Below are 1147 nucleotides of genomic sequence, written 5' to 3'. Positions count from 1 at the left end.
CCGCTGTTTTTGAATCTGCAACGCATCAAAAAAGCCTTAAAGTCAGCTGTCACAGAGGGTAGTAAATAGTGTTAATCCATCTTATACTCGAAAAATAGTCTGTTCTGGTTGTTTTCCTGCATTAATAAGGCTACTTAGCATCAAGTTTTTTCTTCAACAATTTAAACAGCAGCAGGCTACATATACCGACTATTCCTGGAGCAATATAAGCATATAGCTTGTACTCAATATCCCACATATGCATTAAGAGCAATGGGACGGCTAAAATGCAACTAAAACTGACAGTTAACCCAAAAAGCAATGCAATGATAAAATTTCGGTTCTTTTGGGTAGTTTTGCTGTTGTTCAAGAAAGTAGTACTCCGTATTCAGATGTTTTTGCAATGATGTTAGTTTAATTAGAATAACTCTTACTGTACTTACATTAGCTCATCTTTATCTATAAATCCAAGAATTAAGATGAGCTAATTTCATCATATTGATTTAGTTTAAATCGTAGTTTTCTATTCGTTGACTTTCTCTGTTTGATGTTGCACCGCTATAAGCAAGTGACGCTCCAGTACCTACAAAAAAACCGACACCAAAACCAACAAATATTCCGACAGGCCCCCCGATTAATGCTCCTGCTGCTGCTGACGAAACTCCACTCGCCCATCCGGTTGCTAGAGTCATTGCCCAATCTCCCCCGGCTACAGCATCTATTTCATTCTCATTCAATTCTCTCATTTCTATTGCTCCTTTAATTACAGTACGGTGAGCCATTGATTACTGACTCAGTGTGTAATATACGCAAAAAAAAAATAAATAAACCTACCCATGAAGGTAGTTTTTGAGTTAAGAATATAAAAAATTAGCGAAGGCTCAATACTTCGGATATGCTTTTTGAGTTAAGTCAAAAAGCCCTTCTTACACAAGGAAGAGTTCTGAACAGACATGCGACATTGCTAATGAGAAAATAAGTAGAGCCAATTAAGCAATTAACCATCTTTATCTTCGGGTATAGTCTTTCTCACTTGAGGCCATCTTAAATTACATCAATTTTAAAACAAAGGGCAACAGCATTTAAAAACTACTCTTTGTAATGTAACCGATCATTTTAGACCGTTCTGTACAACTGTCTGATTTAAGTTTAATGGTGCGGCACTAAT

General features: G+C 36.4%; 1 protein-coding gene. It reads right to left on the bottom strand.

The genetic code is table 11. The features are described 5' to 3' along the window. Nucleotides 1–482: 482 nt before the first annotated feature. Complete coding sequence (locus ACFOHL_RS15650; RefSeq protein ID WP_376921180.1) at nt 483–725, bottom strand: hypothetical protein; 243 nt, start codon at nt 723–725, stop codon at nt 483–485. Nucleotides 726–1147: the final 422 nt, after the last annotated feature.

It is taken from the genome of Agaribacter flavus (assembly GCF_042646125.1).
Taxonomy (GTDB): Bacteria; Pseudomonadota; Gammaproteobacteria; order Enterobacterales; family Alteromonadaceae; genus Glaciecola; species Glaciecola flavus.
The sequence above is the reverse complement of the archived record's forward strand: the minus strand, read 5'-3'. Positions and strand labels throughout refer to the sequence as shown.

What these genes read in the sequence shown, in the direction of transcription:
- ACFOHL_RS15650 (WP_376921180.1), bottom strand. Translation starts at nt 725, where the DNA reads ATGAGAGAATTGAATGAGAATGAAATAGATGCTGTAGCCGGGGGAGAT.